This window comes from Bacillus sp. 007/AIA-02/001, from assembly GCF_004634455.1.
GTDB lineage: Bacteria > Bacillota > Bacilli > Bacillales > Bacillaceae_G > Bacillus_A > Bacillus_A cereus.
Window position 1 is genome coordinate 39,946 of record NZ_SEIY01000014.1, and the last position, 18,107, is coordinate 58,052.

The following is an 18,107-nucleotide window of genomic DNA, read 5'->3' on the forward strand; positions in this document are numbered from 1 at the left end:
AGGTATTGTATAATTTAGAAAATATATATTAATCAAAGTTAGGAGGGAGTTCATGGGAAGAGAAGTATTATTTGATAATGAAAGTGTAATTTTAAAGTTAAGTGGGGTAACAGGATTTTTTGATTTAAAATTAAAATTAAAAATTCCTTATAATACTATTAAGAATGTATATGTTGACCATTTTGATGCTCCATATGCCTGGAACCTCAATTTCTGCACTTAACATTTTTGAAGGTAGTTTTAAATATGCTGATGAATGGTATTTTCTTTCTTATGAAAATAGAGTACCACTCGTAATGATTGAATTAGAAGGACATGAAAAATATAAATATGTTTATTTTGAAATCAATGACCCTACTAAAGTAGCTTCGGATATTAGAAAGCATATAAGGGATTTGTAATTATTTTTTTGTATCTAAGAGAGTACTGCTTATGCTGATGTAATTTATTCAAACAAGTTAGATTAACTCTAGCTTGTTTTTTGTTTACAGATATTACAACCTCTTTATTATTAGCATTTCCAATGTATACTTTTGTTTCTATTTTTGAGGATATCAGGGGGATCGGTATAAAGTTTACTTTCATTTGAAAAAACATTTCCAACTAAATTGGTAATAAATTTCTCAATATAAATATAGATACTAAACATGGGTTTTATATCGAAAATTAACAAAAAATATAATATCATAAAAATTAAGATGGTTTGTGTCACTTGTTTTTCCCTTATGCTTAAGATAAGATCGTATTCGCCGATCTTATCTTTTTTTATTTTGGGTCAAATTGGACGTTTAGACACACTTGTCCAGAAAGCCCTATCTTATTGAACAGGGTTATTGACTCCTAGCGTACAATCTTTCACTTTTGGTGATGTGACACCTATAATGTACATATATTTTTTTCAAAGGAGGAATCTAATGTATATATCAAACAGAATTGGCTTATTTAGCTGGATTACAACTTGCATATACTTTCTAATTGAACCTTTCTTTATTTTCACATCTACAGTACCTTATAACTATTTGCATCATGCAATGAGTGATCTAGGTGTAACAACCTGTGGAAAATTCACCTATGAAATAGCTCCTTATGAAATATGCTCTCCTAATCATTTTTGGATGAATTTACTCTTTATTATTAATGGATTAACATTTTGTGTTGGAGTACTATACATTTCACAACATCTAGAAAAAACAAAAATTAATAAAATAGCAACATTTTTTATACTTATAATAGGAGTCTCCACTATAGTTTCAGGATTAATTCCTGCAGATGTAAACCTAATTGGGCATTCTATTCTAGTTTGGATAGGTATGCTTACTGTATATCCAGGATTATTTATTTTTGCTAGGAATCTTAAAAAAGCTAAAAAATGGACATATTTCTGTTTACTAAGCTTAATATTAATAATAATCCTTATCTCACTTGTTTTTCTTTTCCCTTTACCTTCAGGTCTACTACAAAGACTTTTTTATTTAGTTCTGTTCGTTTGGGGAACTGTATCAACCTACAAATTAATTAGATAAAGAATTTCTGTACAAAACATGAAATTGTGTCTAAACGTACAATTTTCTTTTTTTGATATGGTGACCCCATGCCCATCAACTTAAGAAAACAAATCCACCCCAAAACGAAAAAATGAGCTTTTTTATTACAAATTAGCACAAAATCTTGTTCTGGGGGTAGTTGTAAAATCTTAGCTTGATGGGCATGGGGTACCGCCAGCATTTTGGAAAAAAACACGTTAAGTAAAAAATACAATAAGCTGCCCATATAGACAGCTTATTTACATAATTATCGTTATCAGAAGTTGTTTTTAGATGATCAGTTCTTATATTTTATAATAGTGCCATTTGTATCTTTAAATTCTAAAACAGTCGTAATAAGATCAAAAGACTTTAAATCATCATCTAATTTATTAGGAAGGATCACGTACCATAAACTCCATCCTTTGTACTTTGTTTCGTTTGGTAAGAATTTATCTAAATCTACAATATGTCCTGGGGTAGATTCATATGATACCTTGCTAATAGATGGGTTTTTAAGATAACCAGAAATAACTTTTCCATTTGATATTCCCATAGTAGGTGATATACCAGAATCTTGTACTTCTAACTCACTTACATTTGTTGCTCCTGTTATCCCACTAACAGTCCATTTTCCATTTTCTATTTCTAAATCTGCTATTGAAATGTAATTATCAGGTGTAACAAAAAAGGCTATTTTTTCATCTATTTTTATAATATGTTTTAGAGCATTATATTTATCTAGCTCTGTATTATTTGTTGGTTTTAACCCTTGTTTTAATGCTTCTTGTTGCGTGTTGTACCCTGTTGAAATTGAACAGCCACTAATGATAAGAAATAGGGAACCTAATATAAGATGTTTTCTTAGTTTTTTATACAAAAGTTTTCCCCCTTTCATGTTTTGTTAAAATATGGATTTGTTATATTCTATCACGAAGAAATTAGAATAAGTCGTACATTTTTTGATGTATACCATATTCATATGAGGTTTACATAACGTCCTATTATTGGTAGCAAGGAAAAAGGCGGAATCTTATTCTCACAAAGGAACCTTCTTTTTTTGTTCTATGGATCTATGCCTTTTTTTATACATTCCTATCCTGAAAAGGTTTTAGAGTTCTCGTTTGTTACTGAATTAGCTGAAAAACTGCATAAAATTTTGCATACTCTTAGCGTGGGTTTTTTCCGAAATGCTGGCGATACTCATTAAATAGCAAGTGTAGGGATTGCTTGTTTGTAGATTAGTTGTTGTTTACCATGAACCCTCATTAGGACGGTAAATTTATCTGTTGCAAGGATCTGCCCACATACTGGAACGCCATTCTTTAAAAATACAGTAACTTCCCCTTTTCTTTCAATTGTTCATACATATCTTCTTGTAAATTAAACATGAAATGCGCCCCCTGGTTTCTTTGTATTTATTTTTCTTCTAATACCTGCTGCTTTTCACTGTTGGATATTTGTGATTCCCATTCACTTTCTATTTTTCTAAACCATTTTCCTATTTTGCTTAGATAATATCTTTTTACTTCACCATTAGGAATCCAAATTTCACGTTCCTGTATTTGATTCATCACTTCATGAAGAATCTCATCATGTTCATACTTCCTAGGTTTTCTATAATGTGTTTTTACAAACTGTGTATATTCTCTACGTAACCAATTAGAAATATGTTGCCTTTGTCTTTGCTTGAGATGTGACCATTTTTTATTTGTTTGAAGGATTTTTCCATTTACTTTTATGTGGTTTTTCATTGACACTCATCCCCTTTTACTAGCAAAACGAATATATAACTATCGTATCATATTTAAATCGAAATACTGCTCTAGGTACATATTTCGCAAGAAATCTATCCAAAATACACAATACATTCTCCATTTAGCTGATTAAGTCTACACAAGATTAAATGTAGACTATTATTGTATTGTTTTAGTTTTTTAAATCATTACGGTACGTGAAATTATTATGTTAACCATAAAAAAAAGCCCCTTGAAAGGAGCACTTATTTTACAAGATACTGTTCTAATTCTTTTAGTAATAACTCTGCACCTTCTGGACTTAATGTTATCTTACCATTTGCTAATGCTATGTTACGATTTGACACTTCTCCTGTTAATGCACAAACATGACCAGGCTGATACTTCTGTAAAATGATGTCTTCCCCTTCTACAAAAATCTCTAATGGTGATTTTTCTTTAATCCCAAGCGTATTTCTAAGTTCCTTTGGAATTACTATACGCCCTAATTCATCCACTTTTCTAGTTACTCCGGTTGCTTTCATCCAGCATATTTCCCCATTTCATTATCAATTTGTACCCAAGTTATTCTTTACTATTGTAACAGGCTTTCACCATACATGAGAAACATAATGAACCAAAAACAGACAATCCTAATAAGGAACTCTTTAACCCCTTGCTGAAAGGGAATACGACCTTCTTCCATCCTACACGCCCCTTTTCTCTACAACTTTTTTATATGTTAAAATATAGAGGAAAGAAACCAGCCAATTTCTTTCCTCGACGGTCACTCATGACTTTGCTCTTTGTTTGCTTCTTGCAAATGAAGAGCTTTTATTTTGCATACTTATACTTACTTTCTAACATCGCATAGCGCAATAACTTTAACTTTGTCTCTTTCCCCAATTCTTTCCACTCAGATACACCAATTTTCATTCCTCCAATAATTAAATTTGTTATTTATATAGCTTATAAGTTCCAGTTGTAAATCTTTCTAATTTGTTTATCACTAAACCCTTCATGGATTGCAAATATTTCTGGAAAATCAGAGATACACAAATCAATAGTTGTGTTATCAGTTGTTCTTATATAGTAATATTGGACAGCTCCCTCATAGGGGTCACCATACATACCCATCAACTTAACAATTTTATAACACTCTAAAACAACATTTCCCTAAAATAAAAAAAATGCTATTCTTTATATATATTTCTCCAGCAAGAATAGCGTTTTTTTATATCGATGGTTCTTCTATTTAATTACGATAGATAATTTGTAATTAGCATGTTCGTTTAGTTGAGTTAAGAATTGATCAAGGGCTTCATTAGATGGAAACTTACACTCTAGAAGATAACAACCTTCACCGCTAATTTTGAAGTTCTTTATGATATATTCCTGTTGCGTTTTTACAAATGATAAATAGGAACTGTGTTGAATGCTCCTTGTATAAATATTTATAAATGCATGAACATAGTAACCTATTTTTCTTTCATTCAGTTTAATCGTATAACCTTCTATGATGCCTTTCTCTTCCAGCCTTATTACTCTAGATGAGGTTGCTTGCCCCGTCAGATGGACTTTTTCTCCTAATTCTTTCATTGACGTACGTCCATTTTTCAATAACGCTTCTAGTATTTTTTTATCTGTATCATCTAACACCGTGACACATCCTTTCACATTTCAAGTCAAACCTTATAAATTTTTGATTTTATCTATGTAACATGATATCTCTCATATTTTATACTATTGGTGAATCATATAAAAGGGAGGAATACCGCATGGATATTAGACTTATACGTAATGCAACACTTGTTGTACACTATGCAGACAAGAAGTTTTTGATCGATCCTTTTTTAGCTGATAAAGGATCCACTCCACCGTTTCCAAATACACCAAATCAAGATATGAGAAATCCGTTAGTTAGTTTACCAATTTCTATAGAAGAAATTATTCAGGTTGATGCGGTTATCATCACGCATTTACATCCTGATCACTTTGACGAAGTTGCTAAAAAAGTTTTACCTAAGGATATAAAAATCTATGCACAAAATGAACATGATATTGAGGCTATTAATAAAGAAGGGTTTCACAATATAGAATCTTTACAGCATGTTACCAACATAGAAGAAATTAAGCTATTTAAAACAAATGGACAACATGGAACTGGCGAAATCACAAAGTTTACCGGTGAAGTATCAGGTATCGTATTTAATCATCCAGACGAGCCGAGATTGTATGTGGCAGGTGATACAATATGGTGTAACGATGTTCAACAAGCAATTGACACGCACGCCCCTGAAGTTATTGTGATCAATGGAGGTGCTGCTCAGTTTCTAGAAGGTGGCCCTATTACAATGACAAAAGAGGATATTTATGACACAAAACAGGCAGCACCACAGGCCAAAATTATCGTTTCTCATATGGAATCACTTAACCATTGCCTATTAACAAGAAAGGAATTGAATGACTTTATTGATGAGAAAGGATTATCTAACACTATTTTAGTGCCATCTGATGGGGAGTCCTATTCGTTTTAAAGTGGTGCAGTTAACCTAAACCAGAATATGAAAAGCCCGCTTTCTTAGTATGATGAGAAATTGGGCTTTCGTTACTTCACAATCTTTGGTCTATAGAAAAAGGAAAAATTCACACCTGAAATTAAACTGATATAACCTTAAGTTGATGGATGTGGGGTACCACCACATGCCCATCAAGTTTAGATTTTAAAGTACCCCCATAACGAAATTTTTATCTCTCTACAGTTATTTATGTGAATTAAGCTCGTGTTTTGCGTTTTGGGGGATAATTAGTTTTTTAACTTGATGGCGATGTGTCTGTACCCCTAATTTAAGATGATGTCGTACTTCCTCTTCAATCAGATTCGACTATACTTATTCTAACTTTCTACCTGTTAATAAACTTTACAACAGACCCCTAATTTACAAGCTGGCGGAACAAATCGAAATATCATGCTTTCCCATCAAATAACAAACAGCAACAGTACTTTAAATTTAATTCTTAGGATATCGCTCTTTTACAAGTTCTTCGATGTTAATAGCTTTTTTAATTTCTTCTGATGATAACCAAGGTGTATATCTTGTTCCATTCTTAGTTTGTAAATATATCTGAAATTTTTTATTATATAGTTCTTCTTTAAGGATTGTGGTTACCTTGATTAAATCTTTAATTACAAGGGGATTATTTTCAAATTCATTACTACCGGTATTAATAATTAAATTCACCTTATATCCTCGAACATCCATATATTCCAAATTCGCATAAGTAATACCTTGCAATTCAAAACGATTGTTTTGAATTGCAATTAATCTCTCTTCTATTTTTGTATGATTTTTAATCCAATTTTCCAAATAAATGTCTATGGTATTGTTCATCGTTTTTTTCATTGTTAATAACAGCTCTTCTTTTGTTATCATTTTTTGCACATTTTTAAAAGGTCCACCTAAAGATTTTCCATTATAATCCTTAATTTCAAGTTCTGTTATCTTTTTATTATTTTTCTGGATGAGTTGAAATAGAGTATATAAACGATCTAATTCCACTGATTCAAATTGGCTAAAGTCAATCTCGTTACTCATTTGCAAAGTTAATAATAATTCATTAGTTGGTTTTCCTTCATCTGATCTTCTATCCTCTGACAAATATTGAAGAGTGTTATCAGTTTTAGTTTCCACGTACCCTAATTTTTTTATTTCTTCTAGAGTTGGTTGGAATTTCTGATATGCCTCAAATGTTTTTTTTCCATATTTGTATTCATCACTTTTTATGGATGAATAGAAGAGACCATCTACCTCTACTCGAAATTGAATATTTTTATTATTCTTTGCTTGCACAGTATGGTATGCATGTCCCATATTATTTTCATTTAAAGGGCTCATATGTGTTACAACAACATCGATTCCGTGTTTTTCTTTTATATATTTTTGTACCTCATCTTCACCAACTTGATTACAACCACTTAAAAATATGAAACATACTACTAGCAATATTACATTTTTCATGCTTTTCATATAAGCACTCCCTACGTAAGATTAATTCTTGAATATGCAGCACACTGCAAAGCACTCTTTCCTTAGTCGTATACTTCAACTTTTATATAGTGTGAATCTTAAATCATTTAAGTTCTTGATGTTCCCATCTATACTGCTTGGAATATTACCACATTAAAATATATAACTTATTTGTTTCAAGGTCTTTCTCAGTTCTAAAAGCATATGGTTCATTGGGCAAATATCTAAATTGTACATTCATACCATGAGACCTATTTTACTATAAAATAATGAAAAAATACGCTATTCTTTCTGTAGAATCATAGGAAAGGATGGCGTTTTTTATGTCTGTTTCTGTGTCTAACGAATTACAACTATTTGCTCAAGAGATTCAAAGCGCCCTATCTCCAAATGCCTTACGAAATCTTGCTAGAGATGTTGGCTTTGTACAACGAACCAGTAAGTACCAAGCAAAAGATTTAGTCGCTTTATGTGTATGGGTGAGCCAAAATGTAGCTATGACTTCTTTAACTCAGTTATCTAGCTGTTTAGAAGCATCAACAGAAATACTCATCAGTCCTGAAGGACTGAATCAACGATTTAATCAAGCAGCCGTCCAATTTTTACAACACATACTTGCTGAACTACTAAACCAAAAATTAGCCTTATCTATGCCGATTTCTTCTCCATATACTTCTGTTTTCAAGCGCATCCGTATTTTAGATTCAACTGCATTTCAACTCCCAGATTCCTTTTCATTTGTTTATCCAGGTGCCGGAGGATGCAGCCATACAGCTGGGATAAAAATTCAACTTGAGTATGATTTGTTAAGTGGACAGTTCCTACATATTCATACAGGTCCAGGTAAACAACATGATCGTACTTACGGATCTCTGTGTGCCCCAACTGTGAAAGCGAATGATTTATGTATCCGAGATTTAGGTTATTTTCATTTAAAAGACCTTCAATATATACAAGATAAAGAGGCCTACTATATCTCTCGTATCAAGTCGAATACACGTATTTATCAAAAAAATCCTAACCCTGATTATTTTCAAGACAGAAGAATTAAGAAAGGTACAGAGTATATACAGATAGATATGGAGACGTTAATGAGCTCCCTTCAACCAGAACAAACATGTGAAATAGCTGATGCTTATGTAGGAATGATTGATAAAGTGCCAGCTCGTGTAATTGTTCACCGATTAACAAAACAACAGCAACAAAAACGATTACAAGATCAAGCTGTAAGAGAAAAAAAGAAAGGAATGAAGTATTCTCCTCGTAGTAAACGACTCAGTGGTATCAATGTATATATGACAAACACCCCTATAGATATTGTCCCGATGGGACAAGTACATGATTGGTATTCTTTACGTTGGCAAATCGAGATTTTATTTAAAACATGGAAATCATTCTTTCATATTCATCATTGTAAAAAGATAAAACGAGAACGATTGGAATGCCATTTGTATGGGCAACTGATTGCCATTCTACTTTGTTCTTCTACCATGTTTCAAATGCGGCAATTACTTCTTATGAAAAAGAAACGAGAACTGAGTGAATATAAGGCCATATATATGATTAAAGATTACTTTTTTCTTCTTTTTCAATCGATACAAAAAGACACCCAAGAGCTATCAAAGGTGTTACTTCGCCTGTTCAACCTCCTACAGCAAAACGGGCGAAAATCTCACAGATATGAGAAGAAAACAGTCTTTGATATATTAGGTGTCGTTTACAATTGTACCATGTCAGATAATCAAGCGGCTTAAATCAAAAAAATGAAACCCGTTAGGGTTTATTTCGTATGCAAATCTTTAAATTGCCTACACGTAGCCTTTAGAAAAAAAGAAACAACCTCTACTATGATTGATGTTGTATGACCTTAGCTTGATAGTGATGGGGTGATGCCAGCATCATAATGAATTTCCTCTTTTTATCAGTATTGGTAGGTAAAGAGGGGGCTAGGCACAAAAACAGGTTGTGGAGAAAGTCTTCTTCACAACCTGAGAGTAAGTTATATATCCAAATATGACCTGTTCTTTTAACTATTTAGTCTTTTATAATCTGTTATAGTCGATATAACTAGAGTCATAATAAATCCACTGACCTGTTCCAATTCTTAGCCAGCCATTCTTTTCTTCATATACTGTAACTTTTTCGCCTTTACTTGTCTTTCTAACAATAGAATAGTTTGTACCTGATCCGCTTCGAACATTTACCCCAATACCATTAATTTGAGCCGTTCCAATTATCTTTTCAACACTACCATTTTCAATTACTTGTAGCATATTTAGAATGAATGTTGCTGTTTCACCACGAGTTGTTGTTCCTTTAGGGTCGTATTGATTGTCACCCTTACCTCTTACAATACCTAGGCCATACAATCTTTGTACGTCTTCTTTATAGCTAATTTGGTCTTTGTCTGAGAATGGTAGGTTTACAACTGGTCCCCATATACCTTTATGCTGTAAAGCCTTGTTTACAATAATTGCTGATTCTTCTCTTGTAATAGGTGTGTTTGGGTCAAAATAACCATCACCTCTACCTAGAATAATACCTGCACTTGCAGCACGTTTAATACCATCTCGTAAAGTTGAGTTTGCATCGTTTAGGTCTTTAAATGAAGCATCTCCAGCTGGCAGGTTTAGAGATTAATTGAGCAAATTCGGCTCTTGTTATCGCTCTATTAGGTGCGAAAACTCCGTTTCCTTCCCCTATCATAATACCTCTTCTATTTAACTCTCGAATAGCTTCTTCATACCAACCTCCTGTAATGTCATCTTTTGGTTGATAAAGATTATTATAATACCCCTCAACGCTATTTACGAATACATCCCATTGCCCATTATTAATCATGTTAGCAGGGCAGATTTTACCGCTCCATTTTTGGTGTTTTACAATGTTATTTAACGGTACACCAGTTTCTTTCATTAAATAAGCTACAAGTTTCTTAGCGTTATCTACCGCTTTACTGTAGTTTCCGTCACTGTTAACTGCGATTTCAATTGCAATAGATTCTCTATTACCTGGACCATCACCGTCTCCTGCGTGCCATCCGTTCTCGTTTAATGGTAGGTGTTGATAAATCTCTTTATCGTCTACTGTAAAATGCCACGATGCAGCTCGGTCTGTGTTGCCTACTGCTTGGTTATATAGGTATTGGGCGTGGTTTCTAGCACCTGCTCCTACACTTGTATTATCAGTCTCATGAATTGTAATGTACTTTGGACTCATATAGTTTTGAGGACGAATATTATCGTTACCTGCTGGAACAATCCATTCAGTGAATGGAACACCATTTATTGTACTAGAGGTGCTAGGTGATATGGGAGACAGACTACGTTTTGTTCTGTTTGAATTGTTAGGAACAGTTAGTGTACCTGTTTCTTCATGAATACCTCCTGAACGTTGAAGACTATCTACTTTCTTATTGTCGACAGTACCTCCACCACGTCCGTCTACCTCTTCAAAACTAGCTTCAATACTTTTTAAAGCCTGTTCATCTGATGTTGTTTTACTTTGTTCCTGAACGTTTGTTGGTTGCTTATTGTTTACTAATTGTTGTTCCTCTGCAAACGATACCAATGGTGAAGATAATACCGTTAATCCTGCCGTGAATGCTACTACTTTTTTATTAAATTTAATATTCATTTTGAATTTGGTATATCTCACTACTTTAATAGATATACCTTCCTCCTTGTACTTCTTTTAGTCTAAATAATAGTGTGAATAATAGTTTAAATAATCATAGCCTGACCCTCAAATATAATGGATTAATTTTCCACTTTATATGATAAACCGAAATCTTTAAGTCCTACTAGATATATGAGTATTTCAGAATTATAACACAGCACAATTGCAAAAATATAATTAAATAACATAAATAATTTATAATGTATAAAACGATTCTGGTGCAAAAATCCCAAGACTCTTTCAAGTAATATCCTAATCTTGAACACTGATATGTATGACTCTAAAAAAGGTGCGTTATTAGTATAGAAAAGGAAAATTTGTTTAAATGGAGGCATTATCAGCCTGAATTAATCCAATTAATAGTAAGTTTGGTACCTATGGTACAATTTGAGCTTCCGTAACCTGATGGTATGCGACTTAAACAACAAAAGACATGAATAACATAGTAGAACAAGAGCATTGCCTAATTAAGAAGCAATGCTCTTATTCTATGCTAGCGTTCAAATATTTTGAAACATCTACAACCATTCATTCTGATCAAGGGTGGCACTATCAAATGAAACAATACCGTCATTCTCTTAAGCAATGTGACATAACACAAAGTATGTCTCGCAAAGGAAACTGTTATGAAAATGCCGTTATTGAAAATTTTTTCGGTATCATGAAATTGGAATTTCTGTATCGAAAAGAATTTGAAAGTATAACACATTTCAAACAAGAATTAGCAAAGTATATAGACTACTATAATCATAAAAGAATAAAGGCAAAATTAAAGGGTATGAGCTCGGTACAATACCGGGCTTATACCCTAGGGGCTGCCTTATGAAACGACTTGTCTAACTTTCGGGGGGCACTTCAGGGTTTACCGTACCAATCAAACTAATTAAAATAGGTACACTAAAATGATTAGAGACCCTAATTTATTTACACAGGTTAGAAACATCAGGCGATTTTTAAAGACTTTAGGATTATTGAATAAACAGTAAGAAATGGATTAAGCCAGTATTTTATTCTTCACTAATAAAGGGAGCAATTATTTTTTTTCACAAGAAGATAGCACGATATTCGTTGAAGGCGTACCATATTGCATTGTATTATCAATAAATTTCTCTAAACTTTCTACAGAATATGTTGCTATTTTTACAATATAGCTAATTTCCCCTGCTACTCTGTAACATTCAAGTACATCTGGATGGTTATAGCAAAAGTTAGCTAATGATTTACAATCCTTAGTCTTAAACAATATAAGTGCAGTAATTGGGCGGTTCAATTTTTTTAGAGAAACATGTGCATGATATCCTTCAATAATTTGCTGTTCCTCTAACTTCCGTACGCGCTCAGTTACTGATGGAGAAGATAAGTGAACGAATTCTGCTAAATCCTTCATTGAAATTTTTGCATTTGACTGTAATAATTCTACGATTTTTTTATCAATCTGATCCATAAATTATCCAACCTTTTTTTATAAACTAGAATAAATGAAATTCTTTATATAATAAAGCTAAACAATCAAATTTCCCTGTTCAACTTATGTATCAGCCTACTATCTTTATATAAAATTAGGATAGAAGGAGGCGATTTTCAATATGAAAAAAATTTGTTTATTATTAGCTGACGGATTTGAAGCAGTGGAAGCGAGTGTATTTACTGACGTACTAGGTTGGAATAAATGGGAGGGTGATGGGTCCACCGAGGTCGTAACAGTCGGTCTTCGAAATAAATTAACCTGCACCTGGAATTTTACTGTCATACCAGAAAAAACAATTGATGAAATTCAATTAGACGAGTTTGATGCATTAGCTATTCCAGGAGGATTTGAAGAAGCTGGTTTTTATCGGGATGCATACAGTAATGAATTCTTACATGTAATTCAACATTTTCATGCCAAACAGAAGCCAATTGCCAGTATATGTGTAGCATCCTTAGTACTTGGTAAAAGCGGAATCCTTATAAATAAAAAAGCGACCACATACGGTCATCCAACGAGTAAACGAAAAGAGCAATTAAAGAATTTTGGTGCGATTGTACAAAATGATTTAATTGTTCAGGATGGAAATATTATTACATCCTCAAATCCAGGTACAGCTTTCGATGTTGCCTTTTTATTACTTGAAAAACTAACATCTAAACAGAACGCTACACATGTAAAGGATCTTATGGGATTTTAGGAATATCTCATCAATAAATGGGTAATTTGTAAGTTTCTGAAGTTTATGAGTAGTTATGCGGTAAACATCCATGCTCTAGTTCTATGTGTTGAACCAATGGGAAGTCTATCTTCAAATTCACTACATAAGCAATTATAATAGTATATAGTTTACATATTAGAATATCTAGTAGCAAAAGGAGACATACAATTCATGTTAGACACGATTTATACACCACTTATTTTAGGTATAGTCTTTCTACTTTTATATTTTACAGGAAAAAGAGAAGATAGAATGATACTCTTCTTATCTTTCATTTTCCTGATCGATTTCGTGAGCCGTGCCATTGAAGAATCTAGTTTTAGAGGTACAAATGTAGATGCATTTTGGAAATTACTGCATATTATGCTGACATTTATCTTATGTGTACTTGTATTCCGTGATTTCCAAAAATCGTGGAAGAAGCGGAAAGAAGCGAAGAAGAAGATATAAAGCGTTGATGTATCTAAAAAGAGAAAGGTATTCCATCCAAAAATATGGAATACCTTTTTTCTGTTACGAATGTGTTTCTATTTTTTGGAACCATACACCGTAAGAAACCCCAGAAAATGCATAATATCTGCATGTATAATATTTTTAAACACTGTCAGCTGCTCCCCCGTAAAGGGGTACAGTTCCCTAAATGCAATTAATCTCGGGTATTTGTCTTTTTAAATTACCTCATGTAATTGCTGTATTTGTTTTTGTGAATAATGTTATTTTACTCCTCTATTCCCTTCTGTTCTAGCGTTCTCCCAAGTCGCATCATCCATGACTATAATAAAGTTATCGGGATCAACGTATAAAGTAACTTCGCAGACTTCTAAAATAGGAGAAAACCTTAACTTTTCTTGAAATAAGAACTCTAGGTACATTTTTGTTTCCACCGCATTGCCTGTATGAATGAATTTATTTTCTTTCACAATATCAACCATCATTTGCATCTATTGTAGTAACTTTTTTATTCGTAAATATAGCCAATTCACATTCTATTCCATAAACGTAGTTATTAATCAAGATTCATTCATAATGTCTCTTACTGCTATGAGTTTATGCTTCTTTTAATCTTTCAAATATAAAAATATTAGTTCCCCTCTTTGGTACAGATACGGAATGTTGTGACCTTTAGTGCCTGCTTCTCTTGATAGGGCATAAATAAGTAATCTTGTAATGTACCTTTAAAGACCTGAACCCCATTTGAGTATGCGATAAATGTTTTATCAAAATTTGACGACGTAAGTGTAGACATTAGGTTTTTCAGCTTATTTGTTCACTCCTGTTTTCCATTCAGATTTTGTAATGGTCCCGTCAAAGTTGTATGTAATCTCTAATTGGTCATAACCACTCTTATAGATATGCTTCGTACTCGTTCCGTTCGGCTCAGTAACATCTGTCCAAGGTAGGTTACTATCATCTATCTCACGAAAGTTCACACCCTCCTTCGCTATTTGTAACATATCCTTACTAGCCCATCTTGAAAGCTTTGGCTTAATTAGTTCTTTGTATGTTTCCTGCGCTTCTGAACTTCCTAGAGAAGTGAGATTCGCATATGCTTTCTTTTCTCGGGCTGCATATTGCTCCTCTTTGAGTGTTTCCTCTTCAGATTTCTCTGGCTCCGTATTTTGAATCGGCGTTTCTTCCTCTTTCTCAACAGGCTTTTCTTCAGCGCTATCTACTTCTCCATATGTTTCTTCAGGTGGATTCTCTATAGCATACAGCTTAGCCTTCAGCTTGTCGTAATCACTTACTAGGTCATCATACTTTTCGGCTAATTCCATTGACTTTTCTCGATAAAGTTCTACTTGTGACGATAATCTATCGTTTTTTTGGTTATAACAAGATGTCAACCCAAAGAATAGGAAAACGACTGCCCCATACTTTGCAACTGTCTTTCCTTTAATAGATTGTACTTTCTCAGCAATTGTAGATTTCTCTGATTTCATAATTTGTAATCTTTCCCCCTAGTTACTCAATAATCTATTTATAATAATTTGGTTACATGTAAATTTTTACCTGACTAGACATCGGATGTCCGGTTGACTATCCTAGACAATTAGTCCTTTTTTGTTTAAATAAATGATATTTCATTACATCATAGACAACAATATCTTCTTGCTCGTTGTTGCTATCCAGTCACTTATTCATGTGTTACCAATTCTTTATTGATTAGCAATTGCTTATAATTTCTTGGTATTACCCCGCGATAACTTTGTGCATTCAGAAAGAGATTTCTTTTCTCCATTTTCTCTAATTCAGATTGTAATTTATCAAGGTCAACTTGTTTTTCTTCTAATTTTTGATACACTTTATGCTGCATAACCTGAGCAATTTTTTGGAGCTGGTAATATGTATCATTCCAGATATTCACCCACAGATAGAATTCTTCTCTTGTTTCATCCGTTATATATGAACTATCTACTAAACAAGGAAGTAGTTCATCCTCACCAACTAAATAATACACGGCACAAGCTGGTTGCTCTCCTTTATCTGATACAAAAATAACAAGACGGTCTGTTGTTTGTACATAATGAGAAAACGATACACCGTCTAATACTACTGGTTCTTCATCAGAAATATGCTGAATGGATACATCAGGAAATGCCTCCAGTATGGATTGATATTGATACAGTTCATTGTAATATTTATGTACTAGGTAAACTATTTCCTGCATATGTTGGCATGATGCCTGTAATGTACTCATAAATTCCTCCGTTTTCTGTATTAATGTTATCATTATTCCTTATATGGATATATAATTATACTTTGATATATAAGGTATATCATTGTAAATTTACTCTGCCAATCAGCTTAACTAACCATTTGGTACTTATATAGCACCATTTATTATGTACTTCTGTTACAGTTAGGAAAAGTAGATTCTTTTCATTTATTACACCTTATGAAGCAAACTCATTTATTATATATATTATAAGATAGAAAAACAACAGAATTTTCATAAAGAACTCAAAAATTTTATTATTTAGGGAGAACGACATATTCGTAGTAGCAAAATAAATACAGTGAGAGTAGCTTCCTTTTCTAAAAATATGTACTAAAAAGTGAAAGAAAGACTAATATGGATTAATCAATAGGATCTAAATATGTTTACAATCCAACTGTTTTGGAAATGTATCTTTGTAAATTGAGAGTTAAAGGGGAATACAAAATGCATGAAAATTGGATTAGATTAAATGGAGGTTTTCATAACGATATTTTTTATAACAAAGAGCATAACAGCATAGTCAGGATTTCCAAAAAAGGTAAAACGAAAGAAATAGTAATGCAAGAAATAGAGTGGATGGGTTTTCTACATGATAAAGGTGTACCTGTTCCAAAGGCTATACTCCCATTAGCGTATGAAGGAGAACGAGTTAAGACAAATTTCGAATATATTCCAGGCGATTCAATTGATGTTACAAATAAATCACACTGGAATGAAGTAACTTTTAAACAATTTGGTAAAAGTTTAGGGAGAATGCATGCAATATCAAAAATTTACAAATTTGAAAGCATACACCGTCCTGCTTGGCGTAATGATAACCCTGATGTCTTTAATATTAGAGAAAATCTAATTCCGTGGATTGGCGAAAAATATGATAAGTTACTTAACAGTCTCAAAGCCTATAACATAACGCCTGACAATTTCGGCCTTATCCATAATGACTATCACCAGGGAAACTTAATTATGAACAAGAAAGGATTTATAACCATAATTGATTTTGATGATTGTTCTTACAATTGGTTCGCACAGGATCTTGCAGTAGCTTTCTATCATGCTTATTGGCAGCACGACTCCTACAATGGCAATACACATAATTTTTGTGATAGTTTTATGCGTAATTTCTTTAAGGGATATAAAATGGAAAATAGTCTACATAAGGTTACAATCAAACAAATCCCAATCTTCTTGAAATTAAGAGAGATTTATTTATATCAACTATTTAAACAATCATGGGATACGTATCATTTAGAAGCATGGCAAGAGTACACCATACAAAATCTAGAAACAAAAATTAATAATGAAACTCCCTATGCTGGTATTCATGATTTTTCTATTTATTTATAATGCCCTAATCATATTTCATTTTATCAAAACAGAACATGAAAACGAGTGTTGAACTCCCGCCACAAGTTTTTTCAGTAAAAGTATTAGCAAAAACCTTGTTAGGATTTCTCACTTCTCTTACATACTTACATTTTTATGGGTTTTTTTAGAAAATATTTGAAATATAATACAGTTGATTATATTATTATGTGTGTAAGATTTCTAGTTTTGAAAACTTTGAAGTTAATAGGGGGAAACAATAATGAAGTTAGGAAAATTAGCATTAATTGGTGTGTTAACTTTCAGCGGTTTTACTGCAATAGAAATGAGTAAGCCTACCTCACATGCAGCTGCAGCTTACTCAGATTCACTTAATGATGATTGGGGATTTAAAACCATTATGGATTTACAAAATTCAGATGAAAGTACATATCAACCTGATTGGAAGATTGGGAATTTAATGACTGGTGATACATTTTACTTAACACAGCACTTTGGTAGGGAACATTTTGGTGCACAAATGAAAATTTTTAAAGTGCACACAAATGGTACCCTAGAACGATTCCAAACAATAGAACCAGAGTTTATTCCTGGAACAGAAATTTGGCAAACCCCTATCACAGATAGCTATACAAGCGGTACTTATGTCGCTGCAATTAAATATCGTGGTGAATTCACGTATTCAAATCAATTTACAATCAATTAAGGATATAAACACATAAAAAAAGCACTTGAAAGAGGGCTTTTATAATTTCTCAATAACTGAAACTACTTAATGCAGTAAAATAATAATTGGATTGGCATCTAATTCTATATTAAGAAGATTCAAATCGCAAGAAGGCACCTTTGGTGCCTTTTCTTTATACAAATTTATAATGTATTATAGATGCTTTATAGTGCTTGAGCGTGAT

At 32.7% G+C, this 18,107-nt stretch carries 15 protein-coding genes and 6 pseudogenes; 10 read left to right on the forward strand and 11 right to left on the reverse strand.

Annotated elements, in window-relative coordinates:
* Positions 1-52: 52 nt before the first annotated feature.
* Both ES895_RS22275 and ES895_RS22285 read left to right on the forward strand, forming a co-directional pair.
* Positions 53-401 (forward strand): annotated as a pseudogene (locus ES895_RS22275) (hypothetical protein).
* Positions 402-914: 513 nt separating this feature from the next.
* Positions 915-1,523, forward strand: a complete 609-nt coding sequence (locus tag ES895_RS22285) for a DUF998 domain-containing protein (protein WP_098204620.1) — start codon at positions 915-917, stop codon at positions 1,521-1,523.
* 298 nt (positions 1,524-1,821) lie between these two features.
* Here the strand turns inward: ES895_RS22285 and ES895_RS22290 are convergent, their stop codons facing one another.
* The 5 genes and pseudogenes from ES895_RS22290 to ES895_RS22310 all read right to left on the reverse strand — a co-directional run bounded on the left by ES895_RS22290 (position 1,822) and on the right by ES895_RS22310 (position 4,918).
* A complete protein-coding gene (locus tag ES895_RS22290) occupies positions 1,822-2,403 on the reverse strand; it encodes a hypothetical protein (protein WP_098204622.1) in 582 nt (193 codons plus the stop codon).
* Between the two features lie 326 nt (positions 2,404-2,729).
* Positions 2,730-2,914 (reverse strand): annotated as a pseudogene (hfq, locus tag ES895_RS22295) (RNA chaperone Hfq).
* Between the two features lie 27 nt (positions 2,915-2,941).
* Complete coding sequence (locus tag ES895_RS22300) at positions 2,942-3,277, reverse strand: hypothetical protein (protein WP_000788513.1); 336 nt, start codon at positions 3,275-3,277, stop codon at positions 2,942-2,944.
* Positions 3,278-3,525: 248 nt separating this feature from the next.
* On the reverse strand, positions 3,526-3,804 hold the full coding sequence (locus ES895_RS22305) for an AbrB/MazE/SpoVT family DNA-binding domain-containing protein (protein ID WP_000648346.1): 279 nt from the start codon (positions 3,802-3,804) through the stop codon (positions 3,526-3,528).
* Positions 3,805-4,510: 706 nt separating this feature from the next.
* Positions 4,511-4,918, reverse strand: a complete 408-nt coding sequence (locus ES895_RS22310) for an Lrp/AsnC family transcriptional regulator (protein ID WP_135238656.1) — start codon at positions 4,916-4,918, stop codon at positions 4,511-4,513.
* A gap of 119 nt (positions 4,919-5,037) precedes the next feature.
* Between ES895_RS22310 and ES895_RS22315 the strand changes: the two genes are divergently transcribed.
* The gene (locus ES895_RS22315; protein WP_098204623.1) at positions 5,038-5,796 is read left to right on the forward strand and encodes an MBL fold metallo-hydrolase; all 759 of its coding nucleotides are present in this window, start codon (positions 5,038-5,040) and stop codon (positions 5,794-5,796) included.
* A gap of 474 nt (positions 5,797-6,270) precedes the next feature.
* Here ES895_RS22315 and ES895_RS22320 read toward each other — a convergent pair whose 3' ends face one another.
* Positions 6,271-7,287, reverse strand: a complete 1,017-nt coding sequence (locus ES895_RS22320; protein WP_000839698.1) for a hypothetical protein — start codon at positions 7,285-7,287, stop codon at positions 6,271-6,273.
* Between the two features lie 323 nt (positions 7,288-7,610).
* Between ES895_RS22320 and ES895_RS22325 the strand changes: the two genes are divergently transcribed.
* Complete coding sequence (locus ES895_RS22325) at positions 7,611-9,041, forward strand: IS4 family transposase (RefSeq protein WP_098204624.1); 1,431 nt, start codon at positions 7,611-7,613, stop codon at positions 9,039-9,041.
* A gap of 288 nt (positions 9,042-9,329) precedes the next feature.
* Here the strand turns inward: ES895_RS22325 and ES895_RS22330 are convergent.
* Positions 9,330-10,923: pseudogene (locus tag ES895_RS22330) on the reverse strand (S-layer homology domain-containing protein).
* A 344-nt stretch (positions 10,924-11,267) separates the two neighbouring features.
* Here ES895_RS22330 and ES895_RS30265 point away from each other — a divergent pair.
* Both ES895_RS30265 and ES895_RS22335 read left to right on the forward strand, forming a co-directional pair.
* A pseudogene (locus ES895_RS30265) lies at positions 11,268-11,373 on the forward strand (IS6 family transposase); the annotation flags it as partial.
* Positions 11,374-11,461: 88 nt separating this feature from the next.
* Positions 11,462-11,791: pseudogene (locus ES895_RS22335) on the forward strand (IS3 family transposase); the annotation flags it as partial.
* A 181-nt stretch (positions 11,792-11,972) separates the two neighbouring features.
* Here ES895_RS22335 and ES895_RS22340 read toward each other — a convergent pair.
* Positions 11,973-12,409: pseudogene (locus ES895_RS22340) on the reverse strand (Lrp/AsnC family transcriptional regulator).
* Positions 12,410-12,551: 142 nt separating this feature from the next.
* Between ES895_RS22340 and ES895_RS22345 the strand changes: the two are divergent.
* The gene (locus ES895_RS22345) at positions 12,552-13,133 is read left to right on the forward strand and encodes a DJ-1/PfpI family protein (RefSeq protein WP_098204626.1); all 582 of its coding nucleotides are present in this window, start codon (positions 12,552-12,554) and stop codon (positions 13,131-13,133) included.
* 192 nt (positions 13,134-13,325) lie between these two features.
* Positions 13,326-13,604, forward strand: a complete 279-nt coding sequence (locus tag ES895_RS22350; protein WP_074593984.1) for a hypothetical protein — start codon at positions 13,326-13,328, stop codon at positions 13,602-13,604.
* 263 nt (positions 13,605-13,867) lie between these two features.
* Here the strand turns inward: ES895_RS22350 and ES895_RS22355 are convergent, their stop codons facing one another.
* The 3 genes from ES895_RS22355 to ES895_RS22365 all read right to left on the reverse strand — a co-directional run bounded on the left by ES895_RS22355 (position 13,868) and on the right by ES895_RS22365 (position 15,852).
* Positions 13,868-14,086, reverse strand: coding sequence for a hypothetical protein (locus tag ES895_RS22355; RefSeq protein ID WP_074593985.1), 219 nt, complete (start codon positions 14,084-14,086; stop codon positions 13,868-13,870).
* A 327-nt stretch (positions 14,087-14,413) separates the two neighbouring features.
* Positions 14,414-15,094: a hypothetical protein gene (locus tag ES895_RS22360; RefSeq protein ID WP_074593986.1), complete on the reverse strand. Its 681-nt coding sequence runs from the start codon at positions 15,092-15,094 to the stop codon at positions 14,414-14,416.
* A gap of 194 nt (positions 15,095-15,288) precedes the next feature.
* Entirely contained in the window at positions 15,289-15,852 is a 564-nt protein-coding gene (locus tag ES895_RS22365) for a hypothetical protein (protein ID WP_135238659.1), read from the reverse strand.
* Positions 15,853-16,317: 465 nt separating this feature from the next.
* On the opposite strand from ES895_RS22365, the gene ES895_RS22370 reads away from it, so the two are divergent.
* On the forward strand, positions 16,318-17,217 hold the full coding sequence (locus ES895_RS22370; RefSeq protein WP_098204628.1) for a phosphotransferase enzyme family protein: 900 nt from the start codon (positions 16,318-16,320) through the stop codon (positions 17,215-17,217).
* Positions 17,218-17,458: 241 nt separating this feature from the next.
* A complete protein-coding gene (locus ES895_RS22375) occupies positions 17,459-17,902 on the forward strand; it encodes a DUF5065 family protein (RefSeq protein WP_097862964.1) in 444 nt (147 codons plus the stop codon).
* The last annotated feature ends 205 nt before the right edge of the window (positions 17,903-18,107 follow it).